At 29.0% G+C, this 20,025-nt stretch carries 16 protein-coding genes and 1 pseudogene; 15 read left to right on the top strand and 2 right to left on the bottom strand.

The features are described 5' to 3' along the window. Window positions 1–253: 253 nt before the first annotated feature. The 7 genes from licT (at window position 254) to IR152_RS06900 (ending at window position 10,864) form a co-directional block, all read left to right on the top strand. Entirely contained in the window at window positions 254–1,114 is an 861-nt protein-coding gene (licT, locus tag IR152_RS06930; RefSeq protein WP_227451055.1) for a BglG family transcription antiterminator LicT, read from the top strand. 73 nt (window positions 1,115–1,187) lie between these two features. After that, complete coding sequence (locus IR152_RS06925; protein ID WP_227451054.1) at window positions 1,188–3,104, top strand: beta-glucoside-specific PTS transporter subunit IIABC; 1,917 nt, start codon at window positions 1,188–1,190, stop codon at window positions 3,102–3,104. A gap of 86 nt (window positions 3,105–3,190) precedes the next feature. Then, a complete protein-coding gene (locus IR152_RS06920; protein WP_227451053.1) occupies window positions 3,191–4,618 on the top strand; it encodes a 6-phospho-beta-glucosidase in 1,428 nt (475 codons plus the stop codon). Window positions 4,619–4,631: 13 nt separating this feature from the next. Continuing rightward, window positions 4,632–6,065 carry a glycoside hydrolase family 1 protein gene (locus tag IR152_RS06915; protein WP_227451052.1) on the top strand — a complete coding sequence of 478 codons (1,434 nt, stop codon included), beginning with the start codon at window positions 4,632–4,634 and terminating at the stop codon, window positions 6,063–6,065. Between the two features lie 439 nt (window positions 6,066–6,504). Continuing rightward, entirely contained in the window at window positions 6,505–8,514 is a 2,010-nt protein-coding gene (locus IR152_RS06910) for a sigma-54 interaction domain-containing protein (RefSeq protein WP_227451051.1), read from the top strand. A 240-nt stretch (window positions 8,515–8,754) separates the two neighbouring features. Then, complete coding sequence (locus IR152_RS06905; protein ID WP_285894775.1) at window positions 8,755–9,501, top strand: gamma-glutamyl-gamma-aminobutyrate hydrolase family protein; 747 nt, start codon at window positions 8,755–8,757, stop codon at window positions 9,499–9,501. A gap of 43 nt (window positions 9,502–9,544) precedes the next feature. Next, a complete protein-coding gene (locus IR152_RS06900) occupies window positions 9,545–10,864 on the top strand; it encodes an APC family permease (protein ID WP_227451049.1) in 1,320 nt (439 codons plus the stop codon). Between the two features lie 156 nt (window positions 10,865–11,020). Here the strand turns inward: IR152_RS06900 and IR152_RS06895 are convergent, their stop codons facing one another. Further along, on the bottom strand, window positions 11,021–12,688 hold the full coding sequence (locus tag IR152_RS06895; RefSeq protein ID WP_227451048.1) for an alpha,alpha-phosphotrehalase: 1,668 nt from the start codon (window positions 12,686–12,688) through the stop codon (window positions 11,021–11,023). Window positions 12,689–13,042: 354 nt separating this feature from the next. Between IR152_RS06895 and IR152_RS06890 the strand changes: the two genes are divergently transcribed. Further along, on the top strand, window positions 13,043–13,873 hold the full coding sequence (locus IR152_RS06890; protein WP_227451047.1) for an HTH domain-containing protein: 831 nt from the start codon (window positions 13,043–13,045) through the stop codon (window positions 13,871–13,873). Window positions 13,874–14,103: 230 nt separating this feature from the next. Here IR152_RS06890 and IR152_RS06885 read toward each other — a convergent pair whose 3' ends face one another. After that, on the bottom strand, window positions 14,104–14,253 hold the full coding sequence (locus tag IR152_RS06885; RefSeq protein ID WP_021358895.1) for a hypothetical protein: 150 nt from the start codon (window positions 14,251–14,253) through the stop codon (window positions 14,104–14,106). A 267-nt stretch (window positions 14,254–14,520) separates the two neighbouring features. Here IR152_RS06885 and tnpB point away from each other — a divergent pair, with 267 nt between their 5' ends. The 7 genes and pseudogenes from tnpB (at window position 14,521) to IR152_RS06850 (ending at window position 19,846) form a co-directional block, all read left to right on the top strand. Beyond that, complete coding sequence (gene tnpB / locus IR152_RS06880; RefSeq protein WP_227451046.1) at window positions 14,521–15,639, top strand: IS200/IS605 family element RNA-guided endonuclease TnpB; 1,119 nt, start codon at window positions 14,521–14,523, stop codon at window positions 15,637–15,639. A gap of 113 nt (window positions 15,640–15,752) precedes the next feature. Then, a pseudogene (locus IR152_RS06875) lies at window positions 15,753–15,980 on the top strand (PRD domain-containing protein); the annotation flags it as partial. 12 nt (window positions 15,981–15,992) lie between these two features. Further along, window positions 15,993–16,763 (top strand): PTS sugar transporter subunit IIA, encoded by a 771-nt coding sequence (locus IR152_RS20260; protein ID WP_311315433.1) that lies wholly within the window; start codon window positions 15,993–15,995, stop codon window positions 16,761–16,763. Between the two features lie 11 nt (window positions 16,764–16,774). After that, complete coding sequence (gene ypdE / locus IR152_RS06865; RefSeq protein WP_227451045.1) at window positions 16,775–17,803, top strand: aminopeptidase; 1,029 nt, start codon at window positions 16,775–16,777, stop codon at window positions 17,801–17,803. A 17-nt stretch (window positions 17,804–17,820) separates the two neighbouring features. After that, complete coding sequence (locus IR152_RS06860) at window positions 17,821–18,141, top strand: PTS lactose/cellobiose transporter subunit IIA (RefSeq protein WP_227451044.1); 321 nt, start codon at window positions 17,821–17,823, stop codon at window positions 18,139–18,141. Window positions 18,142–18,143: 2 nt separating this feature from the next. Then, window positions 18,144–18,470: a PTS sugar transporter subunit IIB gene (locus tag IR152_RS06855; protein WP_227451043.1), complete on the top strand. Its 327-nt coding sequence runs from the start codon at window positions 18,144–18,146 to the stop codon at window positions 18,468–18,470. Window positions 18,471–18,508: 38 nt separating this feature from the next. After that, complete coding sequence (locus IR152_RS06850) at window positions 18,509–19,846, top strand: PTS sugar transporter subunit IIC (RefSeq protein WP_227451042.1); 1,338 nt, start codon at window positions 18,509–18,511, stop codon at window positions 19,844–19,846. The last annotated feature ends 179 nt before the right edge of the window (window positions 19,847–20,025 follow it).

The raw sequence follows: 20,025 nt of genomic DNA, 5'->3' as shown, positions 1-20,025 counted from the left end.
AATTAAAATATTGAGAAAAAGTTGACACTAAAAAATAAATTTGCTAACATATAATAAATAATAATTAAAATAAAATACAAACGGATAGTGATTGTTTAAATACAAGCTAAACCTATTTATTACTCAGGATTCATGGGAGTCTATTTAATGTGTAATAAATAGGTTTTTTTTTATGTAATAAATTACATTTTAAATATTCTAAATAATTAAAAAAGATTTATTTTAACTTAATGCTAGTAAAGGGGGCATCACAATGATTATTGAAAAAATACTCAATAATAATGTAATTATTACAACTGATGAAAATCATAAGGAAATAGTAGTTATGGGAAGAGGTTTAGCTTATAAAAAACGTACAGGAGACCATATATCAAAAGATAAGATTGATAAGATATTCAAACTTTCAGATCCAAATATATCTGATAAATTTAAAGAATTAATAGCGGATATTCCTATGAGATATATGGAATTATCAGATGAAATAATTTTATATGCTAAAGAAAAATTAGGGAAAAGATTAAATGATAGTATTTATATTTCTTTAACAGATCATATGTATACCGCAATAGAAAGAGCTCATGAAGGAGTAAATGTAAAAAATGTATTACTTTGGGATATAAAAAGATTTTATAAAAATGAATTTAAAATAGGTCTAGAGGCTTTAGATTATATAGAAAAAAAATTTGAAATTAGACTTCCAGAAGATGAAGCTGGATTTATAGCACTACATATAGTTAATGCACAAATGGATCAAAATATAAAAATTATATATGAGATTACACAAATAATACAAGAAATTGCAAATGTAGTTAAGTACCATTATAAAATAGTATTTGATGAGGATTCAGTTTATTATCATAGATTTATTACTCACTTAAAGTATTTTGCAGAAAGAATTGTTAGTAATAATTTACATGAAAATAATGAGGATGATTTATTAAATGTAATAAAAGTCAAATATAAGAATGCTTATAAATGCATAGAAAAGTTAGATGAGTTTATACATAAAAAATACAATTACGATTTGACAGATGAGGAAAAATTATACTTAACTATTCATGTTGAAAGAGTGGTAAGCAAAAGTATTAAGTCAGATATAAACCCTGATAATTAGGTTTATATATATTGGGTGGTGACATTAAGTTGGCCAAACCTTCATATTTCAAAAAGAAAATGGAGGAGAAAAAATGAGAAAGTATGAACAGCTATCAAAAGAAATCATTAAGAATGTAGGAGGAAAGGAGAATATTAGCAGTTTATCTCATTGTATAACGAGACTACGTTTTAAGTTAAAAGATGAGTCAATAGCAAATGATGATGTGCTAAAAAAAATGGATGGTATAATTACTGTAATGAAAAGTGCAGGTCAATATCAAGTAGTTATTGGTAACCATGTTCCAGATGTTTATGCAGTTGTGTGCGATTTGGCTGGATTAGGAGGGGATGCAATAGATAATTCAGATTCAGACGCACCAAAAGGATTATTTAATAAGTTTATAGACATAATATCAGGAGTTTTCCAGCCAATACTAGGAGTATTGTGTGCTGCTGGTATGATAAAAGGATTCAATTCAGTATTTACAGCACTGGGTTTGTATGGAGAAACTGATGGTGCATATATTATGTTAAATGCAATTGGAGATGCGATGTTCCAGTATATGCCGATAATTCTTGGATATACAGCTGCCAAAAAATTCAAACTAAAACCATTTATCGGTATGCTTATAGGTGCAGTTTTATGCTATTCAGGTATTCAATTAGATACTCTAGCATCTACAGGTCAACCTTTATACAGTTTATTTACTGGAACAATATTTGAATCACCAGTATATATAACTTTCTTAGGACTACCAGTAATAGCAATGAACTACACTTCAACAGTAGTTCCAGTAATTTTAATAGTATTATTAGCATCTAAGTTAGAAAAAGTGTTTGCTAAAATAATACCAGATGTAGTAAAGAATTTCTTTGTACCAATGGCAGTTCTACTAGTTTCTTTACCCTTGGGATTTATGGTTATAGGACCTATAGCTACCTATGCTTCCAATATAGTTGGGAATGGATTTTTAGCTTTATTTAATTTCTCATCAATTTTATATGGTGTATTAATTGGTTTATTATGGCAAGTACTTGTAATATTTGGACTACATTGGGGGCTAGTACCAATAGCTATTTCAAACGTTATGACTATGGGGTTTGATACAATATTAGTGGGAGCATTTGTACCATCTTTTGCACAAACAGCAGTAGTAGCAGCAATGTACTTTAAATTAAAAGATAAGAAAATAAAAGAGTTGTGTATACCTGCAATTATTTCAGGGATATGTGGTGTAACAGAGCCTGCAATATATGGAATAACTTTACCAAGAAAAACACCATTCATATATAGTTGTATAGGTGGTGCTGTAGCAGGAGCTGTAATGGGAATAATGAATGTAAAAAGTTATGTAATGGGTGGACTTGGAATATTTGGTATACCTAATTATATAAATCCAGCAACTGGAGATATGGCAGGTGTTTATGCAACGATAATAGCAATAGTAGTAGCTATTGTAGTAGGATTTGTGTTAACATTCTTTCTTTGGAAAGATGATACTATAGTAGAAATTTCTGAAGATGATAATGGGCAAGGCGTTGTAGAAAAAAACAAAAGAGAAGTAGTATATAGCCCAATAAGAGGAGAAGTAAAGGCTTTGGATCAAATGCAAGATGCAGCATTTTCAACAGGTATATTGGGAAAAGGTGTAGCAATAACACCCAAAGAAGGAAAAGTAGTAGCACCATTTGATGGGACTGTAATGACTTTATTTCCTACAAAACATGCAATAGGAATTATATCTGATAATGGTTGTGAACTACTTATACATATAGGGTTAAATACTATTCAGTTAGAAGGTAAATATTTCAAATCTTTTGTTAATCAAGGAGATAAGATTCAAAAAGGTCAGACCTTAATAACTTTTGATATGGAAAATATATTAAAAGAAGGATATTGCTTAGAAACACCAGTAGTTGTTACAAATTACTCTGATTATGTGGATATTATAGAAAATACACAAAAGTATGTAAATAGTAGCCAAGAATTGATAACTGTTCTAGCGTAAAAGATAGGTTTATTAATTAAGAATTGGATATACGTATTTTTATTTAAAAATAGATTTACTATAAATAAATTATTGGAGGTAGAGTTATGGCACTTAGAAAAGATTTTTTATGGGGTGGAGCAACAGCCGCAAATCAATGTGAAGGTGGATATAAAGAAGGTGGCAGAGGTCTTGCTAATGTTGATGTTACACCACAGGGAAAAGATAGATTTCCAGTTTTGGCTGGGAAAATGAAAATGTTTGAATGTGATAATGAGCATTATTACCCAGCACATGAAGCAATAGATATGTATCACAATTACAAAGATGATATAAAATTGTTTGCAGAGATGGGCTTTAAATGTTATCGTATGTCAATAGCATGGACTAGAATATTCCCAACAGGAATTGAGGAGGTTCCAAATGAAGAGGGACTAAAATTCTATGAAGATTTATTTGATGAGTGTTTAAAGTATGGGATAGAACCACTTGTAACAATTTGTCACTTTGATGTTCCTATGTATTTAGTAGAAAAATATGGAGCATGGAGAAATCGCAAATTAGTAGATTTATATGTAAAATATTGCGAAACTATATTTACAAGATTCAAAGACAAGGTGAAGTATTGGCTAACATTTAATGAAATAAATATGATACTTCATTTACCATTTATAGGTGCAGGGCTATATATCGCAGAAGGTGAAAATGAAGAACAAATAAAATACCAAGCTGCTCATCATCAATTAGTTGCAAGTGCATTAGCTACTAAACTAGCTCATGACATAAATCCAGAATTTAAAATAGGGTGTATGTTAGCAGCAGGAAACACTTATGCCAACACTTGTAACCCATTAGATGTATGGAAATCTATAGAAAAAGATAGGGAAAACTACTTTTTTATAGATGTACAATCTCGTGGAGAATATCCAAGATATGCACTAAAAGAATTGGAGCGAAAAGGAATAGATATAGTGATGGAAGAAGATGATAAAAAGATACTTAAAGAGAACACAGTAGATTTTATATCGTTCTCATATTATTCATCAAGACTTACAAGTGCAGACCCTGAAGTAAATATTTTAACAGAAGGAAATGTTTTTGCAAGTCTTAAAAATCCATACTTAGATGCGAGTGAGTGGGGATGGCAAATAGACCCACTAGGGCTTAGAATAACTATGAACTCTTTATATGACCGCTATCAAAAACCATTATTTATAGTTGAAAATGGACTAGGAGCAGTAGATACTCCAGATGAAAACGGCAATATAAATGATGATTATAGAATTGATTATTTACGTGCTCATATAAAAGCTATGATAGATGCCGTTGAATTAGATGGTGTAGAATTATTAGGATATACTCCGTGGGGATGTATTGACTTAGTAAGTGCTAGTACTGGAGAAATGAAAAAGCGTTATGGATTTATATATGTAGATAAAGATAATGATGGAAATGGAACTTTAAAACGCAGTAAAAAGAAGAGTTTTGACTGGTATAAAAAAGTGATAGCATCAAATGGTAAAGAATTAGAATAGGGGGTATATAGATATGGCATTTAAAAAAGATTTTTTATGGGGTGGAGCAACAGCTGCAAATCAATGTGAAGGAGCTTGGAATGTAGATGGGAAAGGTCCATCTTGCTCAGATATGTGTACAGGAGGTTCTCATACAGTAAGTAAAAGAATAACAAGAATTATAGAAGAAGGGACGTTCTATCCAAGTCATGAAGCAATAGATTTTTATCACAGATATAAGGAAGATATAGCTTTATTTGCAGAAATGGGATTTAAGGTATTTAGATTTTCAATAGCATGGACTAGAATATTTCCAACTGGAATGGAGAAAGAACCAAATGAAGCAGGGCTTAAGTTTTATGAGAACGTAATAGATGAATGTTTAAAATATAATATAGAACCATTAATAACAATATCTCACTATGAAGTACCCTTCGCAATAACAGAGAAATACAATGGATGGGTTTCAAGAGAGGTAATAGACTTATATATGAATTACTGTGAAACAATATTTAAAAGATACAAAGGAAAAGTAAAATATTGGTTAACATTTAATGAAATAAATTCAGCTACTATGCCTATGGGAGGATACTTATCGCAGGGTATATTAAATGAAGGGACTACAGATTTTATAAACCAAGTAGATATACCTCAACTTCGTTTTCAAGGGTTACATCATCAATTTGTAGCAAGTGCTAAGGCTGTTAAATTAGCTCATGAAATAGATTCAAATTACCAAGTTGGATGTATGCAAATATTTGCAACAATGTATCCTTATACTTGTAATCCAGATGATGTAGTTAAAACTCAAAGAGACAGTAGAGTAATGAATTATTTCTGTGGAGATGTACAAGTGCGTGGCGAATATCCAACTTATATGAATAGGTATTTTGGAGAAAATAATATTGAAATAAAAATGGAAAAAGGAGATTTAGAAATTTTAAAAGAAGGTTGTGTAGATTTCTATACATTTAGTTACTATATGTCTACATGTGTAAGTAGTAATTCTAAAGAAGCTAATACAAGTGGCAATATATTAGGTGGAGTAAAAAATCCACATCTTAAGTCTAGTGAATGGGGCTGGCAAATAGACCCTAAAGGACTTAGATATGCACTAAATGAAATTTACGATAGATATAGAATACCTATGATGGTAGTTGAAAATGGTTTAGGAGCTTACGATAAAAAAGAACCTAATGGAGTAATAAATGATGACTATCGTATAGAATATTTAAAAGAGCATATAGAGCAAATGAAGGAAGCTGTAGAAGATGGTGTTGATTTATTTGGATATACTCCATGGGGATGCATAGACTTAGTAAGTGCATCTACTGGTGAGATGGCTAAGAGATATGGATTTATATACGTAGATAAGTATGATGATGGAAGTGGAGACTTATCTAGGATTAAGAAGAAGAGTTTTAACTGGTATAAACAAGTAATAGAATCTAATGGTGAAAAGTTATAGTATGTAGATACTGTTTATGTTTATAAGAGTAGTAAATAGTGTTAATATAATACAATTTTTTATCATAAAGAAAGATGGAGTAACGATTCGTTATTCCATCTTTTTTATAATGAATTTAAAAGGTAAAAGTGATATATGATTTGTACAATTAACCTATAAAAATAGATTAATAATATAAAGACTTATAAGTTATAAGTGCTAAGTCTGTAAATACTATTGAGGAACTTTAGAATAAAATTAAGAAAATTATTAATTTGGCACAATTTTTGCTTTATAGAAGTTTAAGAAATATGATAGATATTGCAACTATGATATTTAGGGACATAAAACTAATAAAGGAATATGTTAGTATACTAAATGTACAATTTTTTGTGCTATTAAAGTGAAAATCAAATGTATATTATAAAAGAGTAGAGTATATTTTAAAAGGAGTAATAAAATGAAAACAATAGCAGTAGTAACTGATGGTCTATCTAAATTAGAATGTTTTTTAAATAAAAATCTAGAACTGATATTTAAAGATAAAATAATAATAAAAAACTATTATTTAAATAAAATAACAGAAAAGGAATCGATAAAAGGTGACATAATATTAGTAATGATAGATGATAGAGTATTAAAAATAAAAAAATATGTAAAAGATGTCTCAAAAATAATAACTATAAATAGGAGTATAAAGCAAAAGGAGATATACAAGTTATTTTCATTACCAGAAGGAATAGATGTATTAGTAGTAAATGACAATAGCCATACTATATTGGAAACAATATCTAATCTATGTAATATAGGAATAAATCACTTAAATTTTATACCATATAATCCTAATGAAGAATATAGAAACATTAAGATAGCTATAACGCCAGGAGAGGCAGATTTAGTTCCTAAATATATAGAAGAAGTTATTGATTTAGGGCATAGATATATTGATAGTTCAACCTTTATTCAAATAATAGCAAAACTCAAATTGGATGATAAGGAAATTACTGATAGGTTAATTAAGTATACAGATGAAGTGATTAGTTTATATTCGGGAATAAATACTAAATATAAGGAACTTACTATAAAAACAGATGAATTAAATTCCATAATAAACTTGTCAAACTTAGGTATGGCAATGGTATCAGATAAGGGAAACGTAATTATCTGTAATAATAGTTTAAGTGATATACTAGATATTCAAGGTGATATTATAGGAAAAAATATAGATGAATTAGAGAATGAGAATATTAAAAAGATTTTTAGGTTAAGTAAGGCACATGATGAAGTTATAAAGCTTAATAATAAATATTTAAATGTAAATAAATATAATATAGAAAGTTTTGGAAAGGTTACTGGATATTATTTTTGTATTCAAGAAATAACTTACATAAGAAAATTAGAACAAAACTTATCAAGGAAGCTTAGAGAAAAGGGTCAAGTGGCTAGATATACTTTTGATGATATAAAAACAGTATCACTGAAGATGGAAAGAACTAAGGACTTAGGTATGAAAATAGCTGAATCTGATTATACAGTTCTTATAACTGGAGAAAGTGGAACAGGAAAAGAACTAATGGCTCAGTCTATTCATAATGCATCACCAAGGCATAGTCAACCATTTATAGCAATAAACTGTGCAGCTATGCCAGAAAATCTACTTGAAAGTGAACTTTTTGGATATGAAGAAGGTGCTTTTACAGGAGCTTTAAGGGGAGGTAAAAAAGGCTTATTTGAACAGGCTAATAACGGAACTATATTTTTAGATGAGATAGGGGACATGCCTATATACTTACAAAGCAAATTACTTAGAGTATTACAAGAAAATCAAGTCATGAGAGTTGGAGGAGAAAATGTAATAGATATTGATGTTAGAGTAATTGCAGCTACAAATAAAAATTTGTTAGAAATGATAAAAGAAGATAGATTTAGAGCAGATTTATATTATAGGATAAATGTATTGCCTATAAACATACCACCTTTAAGAGAGAGAAAAGAAGACATAGAATTTATGTTAAAGTATTTTATGAAAAGAAAGAAGAAAATTAGTCAAGATGTTGAAGATATTATTAATTCATATCAATGGCCAGGCAACATAAGAGAGTTAAAAAATACAGCTATGTATATTAATATTATGAGCTCTGAGTATACTATTTTAATTAATGATTTACCTCATAATTTACTAAATATAACTGAGGATTATAGTAAAGAAATAAGTATATTAAAAGATAGAACATCTATAGAAAAAGTAAAATTAGTAATGAAATGCTTAAGAAATGCTAATAATCTTAATAAAAACATTGGAAGAAATAGTATTGTCAATTTAATAAATGAATTAGGTTATGGTATAACTGAAGGTGAGGTAAGGGGGATACTTAATATCCTTAAAGAGTTAGATTTAATAATATGTGAATCAGGTCGAAAGGGAAGTGAATTAAATAGAAGAGGGAAAAATATATTAAATATTATTTAATAGGTAAATAAAAAGGAAAGTATAAATACCTATTTTACCTATTAATTAAGTTTAGGAGTATTTAAGAAAGTCAAATTAAACATAAGAAAAAAATATAAATTAATAAAGTTATTTATATTACTAGTATTTAGAAAAAGTATTTCTAAAATGAATTATAATCTTCAAATAAATAAAATATTGGTATGCTACTTGCTCTTTAATAGAAGTAGCATTTTTTATTGTTCATAAATAAGTTAAGGGGTGAAGAAAGTGGTTAAAAAGAAATATCCAGTGATAGGAATATCAGGTAATTTATTAATTGATGAGGGGGGAATGTTTCCTGGCTATGAAAGGGCCTATGTAAATAATGACTATATACAATCAGTCGTTATGTGTAAAGCTATACCATATATTGTACCGATTGTATATGATGATGAGATTATAAAGGAGCAAGTATCTAATATAGATGCGCTTATACTATCTGGAGGACAAGATATAAATCCACTTATATGGAAAGAGGAACCTCATAATAAGCTAGGTGCAATATCACCAAAAAGAGATGTTTTTGATATGAAACTATTAAAACATGCTTTAGATATGAAAAAACCCGTTTTAGGTATATGTAGAGGAGAACAAATTATAAATGTAGCTGAAGGAGGTAGTTTATATCAAGATTTATCTCTAATTGAAGGAGCATATATTAAACACAATCAGCAACATTTATCTAATGTACCTACACACACAGCACAGATAAAGGAGGGTACAAAGTTATATGAAATATTAGGCGAAAAAGAAATTTTAGTTAATAGTTTTCATCACTTAGTTGTCAACGAAGTAGCTCCAGGATATATTGTTTCAGCTACAGCTAAAGATGGTTTAATTGAAGCTATAGAAAAGGAGGGAAGTGAGTTTGTAATAGGGATACAATGGCATCCAGAAATGATGACTAGAGATTATGATAATATGAAAAAAATATTTATGGCAATAGTTAAAGAAGCATCTAAATAAAAATAATTATGACTATATTAAGTTGGGTTTGGAGGGAATAACAATGGAAAAAGGCATTAAGTTAGGTTTTTGGAGTATTGTATTATTAGGAATCAATGCAATAATAGGGTCAGGTATATTTGGGTTACCTGGCGATGCTTATACAGATATAGGTCCAGCAAGTATATTAGTATTAGTTTTTTGTATGTTTTTAGCTGTTTCTATTGCTTTATGTTTTGCTGAAGCAGGTAGTTGGTTTGATACTGATGGTGGACCATATCTTTATGCAAAAGAGGCGTTTGGAGATTTTATTGGATTTGAAGTTGGATTTATGAAGTGGATAGTTAGTATGATTGCTTGGGCTACTATGGCAAATTTCTTTGCTGTAACACTATCATCTGTATGGCCTCAAGCAGCAGAACCACTTACTAAGAATATAATAATTGGTATATTAGTTGTAGGGCTTGGGATTATAAACTTTATGGGAATGAAACAATCTAAGCATTTAAACAATATAATGACTATAGGAAAATTATTACCAATAGTTTTATTTATAGCTGTAGGATTATTTTTTATAAAAGGTTCTAATTTTACACCATTTGTAATAATACAAAAAGGTCAAAGTGCATCATCAGCTTTTGTAGCAGTATCCATAACTTTATTTTATGCTTTTACAGGATTTGAATCTTTAGCTGTTGCAGCAAAAGATATGGAGAATCCTAAGAAAAATGTACCTAAAGCATTGGTAATGGTAATGTTTGTGGTATCAGTAATATATATGCTTATACTGGGAATAAGTATAGGCGTATTAGGCAATGGATTAGCAGGGTCAGCTACTCCTGTTGCAGATGCTGCTATTAAGATGTTGGGTCCTGTAGGTGGGTATATAATTACAATAGGAACTATAGTATCTGTTGGAGGTATAAATATTGCATCATCTATATTTACACCAAGGTCTGCTGCTGCTTTGGTTGAACAAGGATTAATGCCTAAGTCTATAAGAAAAACTAATAAAAATGGAGCTCCGTATATAGCAATTATAGTATCTGTTATAGGAACTCTACTAATAGCGTGGTCGGGTTCATTTACAACATTATCTCAAATAAGTGTTGTATCTAGATTTATTCAATATATTCCTACCTGCTTAGCTGTATTAATATTAAGAAAGAAGTATGCTGGTAAAGATGTAAATTTTAGGATACCTGGAGGAGCGATTATACCAATATTTGCAGTTATTATAAGTATATTATTACTAATAAAAGCAGGTATCGATGAACCTATGAAGATAATTTGGGGATTAGGTGGAATGATAATTGTAGTTCCTATATATTTCTATATGACTAAAGTATACTCAAAGAAATATAATGATGTTGAAGTCAAATAATTCTTGTAATTTACAGTGATTTTATAAAGATTATTTTGAGTTTAGGATACTCGGTATAACACTTTTGTGTTATACCGCTTTTTACATAAATAACTTTATTTTTTGACTACTCTAGTTGCATAGAATGTAAATATTAAAAATAGACTTAATATAACCTTATTTATAATATATCATTATACTTTCGTAAGGTTTTATTTCCATTTCACTCTCAATTGTACCTCTAGTATAATTGGTTTCAAGTATTGTGTAGTTTAATTTATTCAAATAAGTTTCAGGTAATTTATACACTACATTATCATGAGTAAAGTTACTTATAACAAGGAGATTTTGGTTTTTATATTCTCTTTCATAAATAAATAGATTTTTATGATTTTCATCTAACAATCTGTAAGTACCTTCTGTAAAAATATCATATTGCTTACGATATTTTATTAATCTTTGATAAGTGTAAAATACTGAACGAGAATCCTTAAGTTCATTTTCTACACTAATATTGTCATTATTAACTTTTAACCAAGGCTTATGATTAGAAAATCCCTTATAAATAGTATTATCCCATTGCATAGGAGTACGAGCGTTATCTCTAGATTTTTGTTGAAGTATAATCAATGCTTCCCTTTCATCAATACCAGATTTAATCATATCATAGTATGCATTCTTACTTTCAGCATCATCATATTCATCTATTTTAGTAAAGTAGGCATTTGTCATACCTATTTCTTCACCTTGATATATGTAGGTAGTACCCTGTAAACCAAAGAGTGTTATAGCTAACATCTTAGCACTCTCTTGACGAAAAAATCTATCATCTCCAAATCTAGATAAAGCTCTAGGTTGGTCATGATTAGAGTAAAATAGAGCATTCCATCCTTTTCCTTCATACATTTTATATTGGAAGTCAGATTGTGCTTTTCTTAATTTATCTAAAGAAAACATTTTATTAGTCCATTTTACGCCTCCTTTATAGTCTGTTTTCATATGATGGAAGCTGAAAACCATAGATAATTCTTCTCGATTTTCTCTAGTATAATTAATACACTCTTCGGGTGTAGTAGATGACATTTCACCTACAGTAACTATGTTTTTAGGTTTGAAAACTTTTTGATTCATGTTATGCAAATATTCATGTATACGAGGACCATCAGCGTAGTGAGTTCTTCCATCTCCTTTTGGACCTGTTATAGGGTCATCAGGTAATCCAGGTGTTTTAGATAATAAGTTGACTACATCTAAACGAAAACCATCAATACCTTTATCAGCCCAAAATTCTAGTATTTTGTAACATTCTTCACGGACTTTTTCATTTTCCCAGTTTAAATCAGCTTGAGTTTCTTCAAATAAATGTAAGTAGTATTGATTCGTAGTCTCATCGTATTTCCAAGCAGTTCCACTAAATCTAGATATCCAGTTATTAGGGACAGAACCATCAGGTTTAGCGTCCTTCCAGAAATAATAATCACGATATGGATTGTCTTTGCTTTTTTTAGATTCTTTGAACCACTTATGTTCAGTAGATGTATGGTTTAAAACCATATCCATCATTATTTTTATGTCTCTTTTATGAGCTTCTTTTAAGAGTTTTTCAAAGTCGCTTATTGTGCCATATCTTGGGTCTATATTATAATAATTTTCTATATCATACCCATTATCTCTTTGAGGTGAAACATACATAGGAGTCAACCATAATAAATCAACACCTAAAAAAGAAAGATAATCTAACTTTTCTATAATACCATTTATATCACCTATACCATCATTGTTGCTATCTTTAAAACTTTTTGGATATATTTGATAGACAGTTGCTTTTTTCCACCAATTTTTCATACTTGATACCTCCTGTAATTTATAACTTAATTATAATATGTTTAAACAAATTGTCAAGTATAAAACTAGTACTAAAGTTATAACATGGAAAAAACTAATATTTGTATAAACATATAATTGCATAGAGAATAGTGAAGTTGCTGTGGTATAAATAGGTAATGTATTAGGTTTTTAATTTCATTTTATAGTGAAATTAAAAACCTTTTAAAAGTATTGTGTAGAAAATATAATAACAATATAAGCATCTTACACAAATCGATATTAAATTATACAATGATAAAAAATGAAATAATTCTACAGTATTTTTTAGAATGTAAGAATAAAAACTATTATGGATAATAGGGAGGTGTAAGAATGCGAATATTAAATATTATAAATGATTTAAATGACACAAATAAGTATCTATCTATAACGTATTTTATAGATAAGTATTCTGTATCTAAAAGAACACTACAAAATGACTTTTCGTATTTATCTAAAGTATCTAGTAATAAAGGTTTTAAAATAATACAAAAAAGAGGATTAGGCTATTTATTAGAGATTAAAGATAATGCTTTATTTGAAAAATTTAAAGTTGAGTTGTCTGAGTATTTAGACCAACCTAAGTTAAACGCTGAAAATATAATTTCATGTATTATCTTAAATGAAGATTATATAACTATTGACAAGATATTAAGAAAATTAAAGACAAGTAGGTCAGTAGTAAAAGGATATAAAGAAGATATTGATTCTTATTTAGAAAAATATAATCTTAATCTAGAAAGAAAGTCTCACTATGGATTAAAAATTATAAATAGCATGAAAGAAAGGAGAGAATTAATAGTAGACCTTTATATAAAAGAAAATGAAATTATAAAAGAGTATATTGATAGTAGTCTGGAAAACGATTTTAAAGAAATTCAGGAAAAATTTATTAATAACTTAAAGGAAAATAATTTGACCATAAATTATATGGAGCTAAAAGAAATACTATCTTGGTTAAAAGTAACTATGTATATAGATAAGCAAGCTAAATTATTAGAACTAGATGATAGTACCAATGAATATGAATTAAATTTATCTAATGAAGATTACAAGATATTGCAATCTTTGATAAAGAAAAAAGCTAGACAAAAATTTAGCACACAAGGAGGTGCAGATAGCTTAAGAGATGACTTAGAAGATTTTTTAGAGAAATTTGATTAAAAAATAGCTACGCATACTCGTGACTTTAGTCGTGAACTAGTAGCTAAGGTAGTCAGCATATAGGGAAACTTATATGTAGAGATAGGATAGAACCTATCCAATACTACTTGAATTGCTAAAAACCCCTAAAGCTAACCAAACTAAAACATAAGGATGAAATAAACCTAAGTGTGAAAGTTACGAAAGTAGAAAAAATTGGTTAGATGGTATAAGGTTAAACCCTAAGTACTTTAAAATGGGCAATCAGCAGGTAAGCTCCGAATAGGAGAAACTTCAACGACTATTCCTCTTGAGGGAAGTACACTACAAGCTATTGGTAGTGGAAGTGGGTAGACCTTAACGGATAATGCCGAAGGATAAGATATAGTCTGTGCTTGCATGAAAGTGTAAGAAGTTCATAAGAGAACTGCATAAGTAGTAGCGAACTTATGTGAACGACAACCTCAAAAATGATAAAAGTTAAGACTTATGGTTCTTAAATATGTTATTTAAAAATAAATATAAAACCTCCAAAATAATTGTTTTAAATAATTACGTTTGTTAATATTATATTATGATAGGTGATGAATAAATTGTTCACCACAGCATTATATACCAAATATGATAAAATCATTAAAAAGTGTATCAGAAAAAACAATTAAAGTGAGGTGATAGTAGTGGAAAAAGCTTATAAGTTTAGAATGTATCCAAATAAAAAACAGCAAGAGTTAATTAACAAAACTTTTGGATGTTGTAGATTTGTATATAATAAATATCTTGCTAAAAGAATAGAAGTTTATAAAAACGATAAAGAAACTTTTACTTATAAACAGTGCAGTTCTGATTTGACCAATTTAAAAAAAGAATTAAAGTGGCTTAAAGAACCTGACAAATTTTCACTACAAAACGCCTTAAAAGATTTAGAAAACGCATATGAAAAATTCTTTAAAGAAAAGGCAGGATTTCCTAAATTTAAATCAAAGAAAACTAATAGATTTTCATATAAAACTAACTTTACAAATGGAAACATTATGTACTTTAGTCAATATATAAAATTACCTAAACTTGGTATGGTTAAAATAAGGGATAAACAAGTACCTCAAGGGAGAATACTTAATGCCACTATATCTAAAGAACCAAGTGGTAGATATTATGTATCATTATGCTGTACTGATGTAGATATTGAAACATTTGAAAATACTAATAATCAGATAGGTTTAGATTTAGGAATTAAAGAATTTTGTATCTCAAGTTGTGGAGACTTTATAGAAAATCCTAAGTATCTTAAGAAGTCATTAAGAAAACTTGCTAAATTACAAAGAGAATTATCGAGAAAAACAATCGGTAGTTTAAATAGAAATAAAGCAAGGTTAAAAGTTGCAAGACTTCAAGAACATATAGCTAATCAAAGGAAGGATTTTCTACAAAAATTATCTACTAAATTAATAAAAGAGAATGATATTATTTGCATAGAAGATTTACAAGTAAAGAACATGATTAAAAATCGTAAACTATCTCTCTCTATTTCTGATGTGTCGTGGTCAGAATTTGTTCGTCAATTAGAATATAAGGCTAATTGGCATGTTAGACAAATTGTAAAGGTAGGTAAGTTCTTTGCAAGTTCACAAATATGCAATAAATGTGGGTACAAAAACGAGGAAGTGAAGAACTTAAATATAAGAGAATGGATTTGTCCTTGTTGTAATGAAACTCACGATAGGGATATAAATGCAAGTATAAATATATTAAAAGAAGGATTAAGACTAATAACAGTTCAAAATAAATAACTTATGTAAGAACCGTAGGAACTGCGGGGATAGCCTGTGGAGAATACATATTTTAGTATGCAAAATTCTATGAAGCAGGAACCCTGTGACTTTAGTCATGGGAGGTTCAGAAAGAAAATAATACATATTTTAATGAAGATGAAGAATTTAAAAAGTCATTACTAAATCATTTGACAGAATTATTAGAAAGGTCAACCTTTAGTATATCTTATCAAAATCCACTTATAGATGAAATACAAATTAAATATCCAGTTGCTTTTAATATAGCTATATTACTAGGAAAAATAATGTATAAAAAGTATAACGTTGAAATCCAACGAGATGAAATTGGGTTTATAGCTACATACTTTGCTATGAATATGGAAAAGCAAGCTATCTATGAATTTAGAAAGTATAATTCAATAGCAATAGTATGCTCATCAGGTGGTGGAAGTGCTCAGTTAATAAAATTTAAGATAAGTAGTTTGTTTGAAAAAACTAATATAAAAACTTTCTCTCTTATACAGATGAAAGAATTAGAAAAATTTAATCCAGATATTATCTTCTCGATTTGTGAACTAGATATAAAACTAGAAGTACCTATTGTATATATAAAAGAACTTTTAGATGATTATGATATTTTAAGAATTAAAGAGTTGATTATGTTTGAAAAATTTAAGGAGTACTCTTTAGAAAATAAAGGTCAAGCATTTATCAGTAAATTTTTAAGAAGTGACTATTTTAATATAGACAATGATTCAATAGATTATATTGAATGTTTAGAAGATATGTCTAAAAATATAGAATTAAAAGGTGCAGGAAATTATGGATACTCTGAGAAGGTTTTGAAAAGAGAGTCCTTTGCAACAAATATATATATAAATGGAGTTGCAACACCTCATCCTATAGATATTGATGGAAATGAGAATTTAATTTCAGTAAAGATTTTACAAAATCCAATAGTATTTGAAGGTAAAAAAGTTTCTTTAATATTTATGATTTGTTTAAAAAAAGAAAATATTGGACTTTATAAAAAAATTAGTAGCAGTTTATATGAAATAATGAATGATATAGAAACTGTTCGACTACTTGTAAATGCTAAAACATTCAAAGAATTTGTAGCTTTAATAAATCAAAGAATATAGAGGGTAATCGTATGAGTATAGATTATTTAAAAAAACTATGTGAGGCAGATGGAATAGCTTCAAATGAACAAGAAATAAGGGAGATATTAGCTGAGAATATAAATGGAGAAATTAGTTTTGATAACTTAGGAGGTATGATAGTTCACCATAGAGGTGAAGGATTAAAAATAATGTTTTGTGCTCATATGGATGAAGTTGGATTTATGGTAAGACATATAAGTGATATTGGAATGCTACATTTAATTACTGTTGGTGGAGTTAAAGATAGTGCAAAGTCTTTCCAAAAAGTAAATATAAGCAAAGTTGATGGGACTAAGGTAAAAGGGCTTATGAATTGTTCATATGATGAAAATCGCAAAGTAAAAGATGTATATGTAGATGTAGGAGTAAGTACAGCTAAAGAGGTTGATGCTTTAGGCATAAACATAGGAGATATAATATGCTTTGCTAGTGATAGTGAAATGTTAAGTGAAAATGTACTTATGGCAAAGGCTTTAGACGATAGAGTAGGATGTTATGTACTTAAAGAGATAGATAGAAGAATTAATCAAATAAAAAAGAATGACAATGATGTATACCTTGTGTACACAAGTTCCGAGGAAGTTGGGATAAGAGGAGGTAAAACAGCATCAAAAGTAGTGAATCCTGATGTAGTGTTTGCTATAGATGTTGCTTGTGCACCAGATTTAATTAGAAATTACACAAATCAACGCCAATTATCTAAAGGCTGTATGATAGTGCATTATGATAAGACAATGATTCCTAATAAAAAGTTCTTAAATTATATGAAAGACTTGGCAACTAAGTATGATATAAAATTCCAGTGCGATATGTTTAGTGGAGGAGGAACAGATGCTGGAAATGCACATCTAGTAAATGAAGGAAAATTAGCTATAGTTTTAGGTGTTCCTTTAAGATACTGTCATGGAAATTATTCAATGGTAGATATGAGGGATGTTGAAGAGGTTATCAATTTATGTACTGCTGTTATTAATGATATGAGTATGGAGAAGTACAGTGATATATTAAAGTTTATTTAACAACATAGGAGGTAAGCATGGAAAATTTAGAAGTGAAAATAATGGAGATAATAGTTTCTTCAGGGGATAGTAAAACAAAGTCATTTGAAGCTTTAAATAAAGTGAAAGAAGGTGATTATGAAGGAGCTAGAGCTTGTATGGAAGAAGCTAGAAAAATAGATGTAGAAGCTCATAATGCACAAACTGCATTAATACAAAGTGAATTATCTGGAGATTGTGAGAGTAAGTCAATGGTGAGTTTATTAATGGTGCATGCTCAGGATCATTACATGACTTCACAGTTATCTAGAGATTTAATAGAAAAATTAATAGATATATTTGAATCTAAGGAGGCGTAAAAATGAGAATAATATTATGTTGTGCAGGTGGATTTTCGACTACAATGCTAATGAAAAACATGGAGAACACTGTAAAAAATAGTAAAAAATTAAATTCTGATGATTTTGAATTTAAAGCAATACCAGTAGATTTATTAAAAAATGAGGTTGATAATTGTGATGTACTAGTTATAGGACCACAAATAGCTCATAGACTTGATTACATAAAACCTATACTAGAGCCTAAAAATGTACCATATGTAATAATAGATCAAAATACATATGGAAAAATGGATGGTGCAACTGCACTTAAGATGGCATTAATAGCTCACAAAAAAGCTAATATGTAATATTCATTAAAGTATACTATGATGACGGGGGGAAAATAATGTTTAAAAAGTTCGAACAATTTATGAATAAGCATCTTACACCAATTGCACAAAAGATGGACAAGCAACATCACTTAAGTGCAATTAAAAAGTCAATGGTGGCAATGACTCCAATACTTATAATAGGAAGCTTAAGTCTTATGCCAGAGGCTATAGGAAACTTAGCAGAAAAGGCTATGGGAGCAAATGCTATAACTTCATTTATAACAAATAATATGGACTCGTTACAACTTCCATTTCACTTAACTATAGGAATGATGGGATTTTTAGTATGTATGTGTATAACGTATTTCCTTTCAGAACACTATAAGCTTTATGTGCCAGGAGCAATGTCTTTAGCTGCCGTTGGTTTTCTTTTAATGAGTTTTAATTTTACTGAAGATGGTGGAATGGATATTAAATATATGGGAACTAAAGGTTTGTTTATAGCAATGGTGGCAGGTGTATTAGCTGTTGAGTTGTATAGATGGTGTAAAAAGAAAAACTTTACTATACGTATGCCAGAAAGTGTGCCTGATTTTGTATCAAGTTCATTTGAATTAATACCTACAACAGTAATAATAGTTGGAGTATTTATGGGTATAAGAATAGTGACTTTACAAGTGTTTGGAGTACTGCCTCCAGAAATACTTACTCAATTTTTAGCTCCATTAGTTGGTTCTTTAGATAATCCATTTACATTTGCATTTATAACATTCTTAGGAATAACATTATTCTTCTTTGGAATACATCCATCCGTATTATCGCCAATAACAGCACCAATAACAGCACAATTTTTAGCTGAAAACTTGGAAGCTATGGCAGTAGGTCAATCACTACCACACTTCTATACAGGAGGAATGGTAAGTGCATTTGCAAATTTTACAGGAACAGGAGTAACATTTGGTTTGGTATTTTGGTATTTAATGTCTAAGAGAGTAGATTTCAAGCGTATAGGTCAAGTTTCTTTAGTACCAGCATTATTTGGCATAAATGAACCTATATTATTTGGTGGACCAATAGTTTTAAATCCGACATTCTTTTTACCTTTTGTAATTGGAGGAACTATACTAGGAACATTTCCATCATTCTTGATGCATGCAGGAATATTGGCCAAACCTTTTTTCAACCCTCCATATTTAGGAGTATTTATAGAAGGATTCTTAGTAAATGGGCATTGGTTAACTCCAGTAGTTCAAGCAGTTCAAATGGTGGGCTCTATATTAATATGGTATCCATTCTATAAAATGTATGAAAAGCAATGTGATGAGAGAGATACTAAGCAGGCTCAAGAAGTTCAAGAAGAATCTGTAATATCTCCAGAAGATTTAGGTTTATTAGGTGATTTAGATTTCTAGAAATATAATTTAAGCATATAAATAAAAGCTGTGAAAATAGAGCTACAAATCTATATTCATAGCTTTTATTTTATAGAGTAGCAAGATATTTTAATAATAAAAGATAATCAATATTTGATTTTAGATGGAAGATATACAAATTAAACAAAAAATACTCCATCAAAATCTAATAAATCACA

The organism is Clostridioides sp. ES-S-0108-01 (genome assembly GCF_020662285.1).
In the GTDB taxonomy this organism is placed as follows: domain Bacteria; phylum Bacillota; class Clostridia; order Peptostreptococcales; family Peptostreptococcaceae; genus Clostridioides.
Note: the sequence above shows the minus strand (reverse complement) of the source record. Positions and strands in the feature narration are given on the sequence as shown.